Genomic DNA, 4,676 nt, shown 5'->3' with positions numbered 1-4,676 from the left:
TACAATCACGCTCGTCGGCTCAAGACCCTGCGGGGCCTGACACCCACCGAGTTCATCCTGAACGCCTGGACGAAAGAGCCCAATCGCTTCAGGATCGACCCGTCACACCTCATCCCGGGACCATACACCTAGCTTGGTATGACGGCGTGGAACGCGATCGGGCAGGCGGGGCAGCCGACGGAATGAAGCAGGACGGAAGTGGAAAAGGGAGAATCGCTAGAATGACATTCGGACTTTTAGCGGCGGCTTTCGTCGTGTGCACAGCCCTCGCCGCCGCTGACAAGTGGCAAAGTCCTCACCTCCTACCATTCGCCTGCATGCTCGGCCTAGCCGCCGCCATGGTATGGATGCTCGACCACGGTATCGGGCAGCGGTAGGTCCAGCTTGCTGCTCGTGAACCGAGGTGGGCCGCACAATTTCGACTCTTTCGCCCGCAATGGATGCCACGAACGGTTTACGGAGCACTCATGTCCTCGCCGGACGAAAGCCTCGCTGTCGTGCGCACGGTACGGAAACCCTTGGAGTCCTATCTCCACGTTCTGCACGCTCTATTGCTGCGCGACATGCGTTCGCGCTTCGGTGGCTCGTACTTTGGATATGCAGTCGTCGTCTTATGGCCGGTACTTCACGTGTTCATGCTGGTGCTCATTTTCGTGCTACGTGGCGTGCCCGCGCCCATCGGCGACAATCGATCGCTTTTTTTTGCAAGTGGTGCAGTACCGGTCCTCGCGTTCCAATACATTTCCCGCGAGGTAATGAAGGCGGTCATGGCCAATAAGCCGCTTACCTATTACCCGCAGGTGAAGTTGTTTGACGTAATTTTGGCGCGGATACTCGTAGAAATAGTTACGGGATTTTTGGGTCTATTAACTATCTTTGCAGTGCTTATTGTAGCCGGGATAGATCCGGTTCCTCAAGATCCCTTCACCGCCATGTGCGGCTACGTTACGGCGATCATCCTCGGCATCGGCATCGGGACAATCAACGTAAGTATTGTAGCGTTTTTCCCCGCATGGATAATCGGATTTATTCTATTCACTATCATAATCTATACGACCAGCGGTGTAATGTTTCTGCCTAATCTTTTGCCCGAACAAGTTTATTATTATCTAAAATTTAATCCAGCGGTGCAGGTCATCGAGTGGGTAAGGCTGGGATATTACCCTGATCTGCCCGTGACGATTGATTACATCTATACCATAATGTTTGGCATGACATGCTTCGTTCTTGGCCTGTTAATGGAGAAGCATGTCATCCGGAAAATAGCTTAGATGCCCTGGAAGGCCGGGCCTGACAACATCATTTCGCCTATTGCAAAAATCGCGGAGTGATGTTGACAAAAGCCAGTCTGAGGCAACCGTAATCTAGAGTTGCAAACTTCGTCGAAGCGGTTTAGGCACTGGCCCGTAAAATTATTCCCAGTCCAACGGGCAAAAATGGGTAAGAACGTCATGCTGACTGATTCACAGCCGTACCCTGTAAAACTGAACGTAGGTTGCGGTTATGACATTAGAGAGGGCTATCTTAACGTAGACAACGGAGATTGGCATAATCCCGATTTGATTTCCGATATTACCGACCTCAAGGAATTGCCGGATCAATATTTCTCGGAAATTGTCGCCCAGGATGTTCTGGAGCATATTGATAGGGAAAAACAAGTCCACACAGTGCAAAGATGGGCCCGCCTTCTAACTCCCGATGGTCGACTTAAGGTCCGCGTTCCAAGTCTGACCGACATGGTTGCACTGGCTTTTCATCCTGAGTGGCAAAACACAGAACGACAGAATTATTTGATCCAGATGGTTTACGGAACGCAGGCTTACCCGGGTGATTACCACCGTTGCGGGTACACTCCTCAGACTGTAACAGATCTCGCTGCAGCCTCTGGATTAGTCGTGTCCAACGTCGAGCTTCGTGACTCCTGGCTATACGATCTCACTTTTCGGCCCGCGAGGGCATCACTCAGCCCAAGCGAGATTGTGCATAATGTATACTTCACTCACATTCATCGCATCCCAGATCCAAACGGCGTGGAATACTGGTCGAGCCGCATAGGACAGGATCTGTCAGCCGATGACGTCGTGCGTGAAATAATCACGGCCGCAATGCATGCAACTTAGATTGTTTAACATCGGTCCGCGTGTTTCGCGCTTGGTTGATCGAGTCTCTTATTAGGAGTCTCGGCATGAACCCTGTGCGAGGCCGCAGAAGATGATATGCGCTTCGTTTCTTACAAGATAAAGAATAGTAAGCCATCAACCAAATTGCCAACGCAATCGTGTTCGCCTACTAGCGAAGGGTAAAAAATGTCCAGAAATTATAATATATTATATTTGTCGTGTCATGAGATTTTAGAGTACGACGACCTTCGAATGTTTACGCAATATGGGCATAAAGTTTTTAGTCTTGGAACTTTTCATGATCCGAACAAACCCGCAAATCACCTGCGGCAGGGAAGGCCTGAATTCTATAATGAAGAGCTTCTAGAGCGCTTTGTCGCTCTTGATGGCCACAACGATCTGAGGCGGGTTCCCCTCAATTTTTCCCGTTACTTCGATGTTGTAATTGTCAACCACTTTCCTGAGTGGGTAAGGTTCAATTTAGAAGCATTCGGTGATACACCCGTCATATTAAGATCAATTGGGCAATCGAGTTCTGCCATCGAGAGAGATTATAATGCTCTTGGAGATCGTGTTAAGATCATTCGGTACAGCAACACTGAAGTAAATAAGCCCGGTTTCGCGAAAACCCACGGTGTAATTTATTTTAGCAAATTCAAGGAAGATTATGAAATCTGGAGTGGCGGCGACGCCGGTCTTACATTTCAAAATGATTTTTGCTCTCGAACGGAATACGCCACCCCAAATCTTCAGGAGTGGCGTACGATTCATGACGCGTCGAACTGTCGACTGTTCGGCCGTAATAACGAAGACGTAGGCGAATCATCTGGATTGGCGCCTGCGGAAGATATGTCGAATCTTTTACGGCGGGCTGCTTTCTATTTATACGTATATACGAGACCGCCGTCTTATCATCTTTCCGTCATGGAAGCTCTGATGGCTGGAACGCCGGTGCTTGCGCCTTCCGCTAAACTGATCGCGTCTAAGGCCTCGATGGCCGACAAATGGGATGACGGCTACACCGACGCCTGGACCGAAGATCGATACGAGGTTCCGAGCTTCCTCGCTGAAGGCGCTGGCTTGACCTATGACACGGCTGAGGAGGGAGCATCGCTCGCCAAGATGCTGCACGAAAAGCCTGATCTTGCGGCAGGTTACTCTGCACGAGGTCGCCAGCGCGCGATCGAAAAATTCGATGCAGCTACTATCATTACGCAGTGGAACGATCTCTTTGAGAAGATCTGTGCCTCGGTGAGCGCAAACGTATAGGGTCGGTCCGTCGTAGTGCAAGTCTTGGCACGCAGGTGGTGATAAATAGAAAAAATCCCGCGCGGCGGGGCTGAGGTTAGCTTCCGGACTCATAACCAGTAGCTGAGGGTGGCAGCGAGACAGACAGCGGCGAGGTAGTTGGTTGCCAGGCGGTCGTAGCGCGTGGCGATACGCCGGAAGTCCTTGAGGCGGCCGAACATGCGCTCGATGGCGTTGCGTCCGCGATAGAGCACGGGCGAGAAGCACGGTTTCCAGAGGCGATTGACCTTGGGCGGGATGTTGGGTGCGGCCCCCGTGGCCTCGATCTGCCGGCGGATGGCGTCGCTGTCGTAGCCCTTGTCGGCCAGCACGATGCGGCAGGCGGGCAGGCGTTCGAGCAGCAGCGCGCCGGCCTTGCAATCGGCGACCTGCCCGCCGGTCAGGAGGAAGGCGAGCGGGCGACAGAAGCGGTCCGTGAGCGCGTGGATCTTGGTCGTGCGACCGCCCCGCGAGCGGCCGATCGCTTGGTTTTGCTCCCCCCCTCTTCCTCCGGCCGCGCAGCGGTGCGCTTTCACGGCGGTGGAATCGATCAGCACCTGAGACGGCGGGCCGCCAGCCTGCGCATGCGTCTCGAACAGCGCGACCCAGACGCCCTTGGCCGCCCAGCGCACGAAGCGGTTGTAGAGCGTCTTCTTCGGCCCGTAGACCTAGCGCGGCGCGTCCGTCCAGCGACCGCCCGACTTCAGCACATGGACGATGCCGCTGATCACCCGCCGGTCGTCCACGCGTTCCTAGCCGCGCGTGTCGTTCGGCAGATGCGGTGCGATCTTCGCAAACTGCTCGTCCGTCAGCCAGAACTGATCCATCGGCCCCTCCCATGGGAGCCGTGAATCATAACCGAGCCGTCCGCGCCACCGTTATGGGTCCGGACGCTAAGACACCATCCGCCCGCATTCATCGCTCAGTTACCATCTGCCTGCACCCGAGGTCGTCATCGGACCAAAGGAGCCGAGCATTTCAACGCCGCTCCCTCACCCGCCCATCGTCACGCGACCTACGGTGCACTAACTTGGAATCTGGGCCACCGAATCGAGGCAGTCCAGGCAGGCCAAAGTTGTGAATGAGGTGCGGATGCCGTCACTTTCGCATATGGATACGAGTGAATGGTCCGTGGCGTCAGTGTCCGATGGTGCGTCCTGCCATCAAGCATCAGCACGTTCCGAAGTCAGCCTATCAGAATGCTGGTTCTTTTTTCGAAAATCTATATCAACCAAAAACATTGCAATTAAAGTCCACGTGCCTAAAATT

Annotated in this window: 3 protein-coding genes and 2 pseudogenes; 4 read left to right on the top strand and 1 reads right to left on the bottom strand. The window is 53.7% G+C overall.

The window, feature by feature from the left end:
- From FV230_RS24895 to FV230_RS24880, 4 genes and pseudogenes are all read left to right on the top strand, one after another.
- A pseudogene (locus FV230_RS24895) lies at positions 1-132 on the top strand (IS481 family transposase); the annotation flags it as partial.
- 335 nt (positions 133-467) lie between these two features.
- Positions 468-1,271, top strand: coding sequence for an ABC transporter permease (locus FV230_RS24890; protein ID WP_147844306.1), 804 nt, complete (start codon positions 468-470; stop codon positions 1,269-1,271).
- Positions 1,272-1,436: 165 nt separating this feature from the next.
- Complete coding sequence (locus tag FV230_RS24885) at positions 1,437-2,120, top strand: methyltransferase domain-containing protein (RefSeq protein ID WP_147844305.1); 684 nt, start codon at positions 1,437-1,439, stop codon at positions 2,118-2,120.
- 252 nt (positions 2,121-2,372) lie between these two features.
- On the top strand, positions 2,373-3,389 hold the full coding sequence (locus tag FV230_RS24880) for a glycosyltransferase (RefSeq protein ID WP_147844304.1): 1,017 nt from the start codon (positions 2,373-2,375) through the stop codon (positions 3,387-3,389).
- An 89-nt stretch (positions 3,390-3,478) separates the two neighbouring features.
- Here the strand turns inward: FV230_RS24880 and FV230_RS24875 are convergent.
- Positions 3,479-4,234 (bottom strand): annotated as a pseudogene (locus FV230_RS24875) (IS5 family transposase).
- Positions 4,235-4,676: the final 442 nt, after the last annotated feature.

Source organism: Methylobacterium sp. WL6 (genome assembly GCF_008040095.1).
Taxonomy (GTDB): Bacteria; Pseudomonadota; Alphaproteobacteria; order Rhizobiales; family Beijerinckiaceae; genus Methylobacterium.
The sequence above is the reverse complement of the archived record's forward strand: the minus strand, read 5'-3'. Positions and strand labels throughout refer to the sequence as shown.

What these genes read in the sequence shown, in the direction of transcription:
- FV230_RS24890 (WP_147844306.1), top strand. Translation starts at nt 468, where the DNA reads ATGTCCTCGCCGGACGAAAGCCTCGCTGTCGTGCGCACGGTACGGAAA.
- FV230_RS24880 (WP_147844304.1), top strand. Translation starts at nt 2,373, where the DNA reads ATGTTTACGCAATATGGGCATAAAGTTTTTAGTCTTGGAACTTTTCAT.
- FV230_RS24885 (WP_147844305.1), top strand. Translation starts at nt 1,437, where the DNA reads ATGGGTAAGAACGTCATGCTGACTGATTCACAGCCGTACCCTGTAAAA.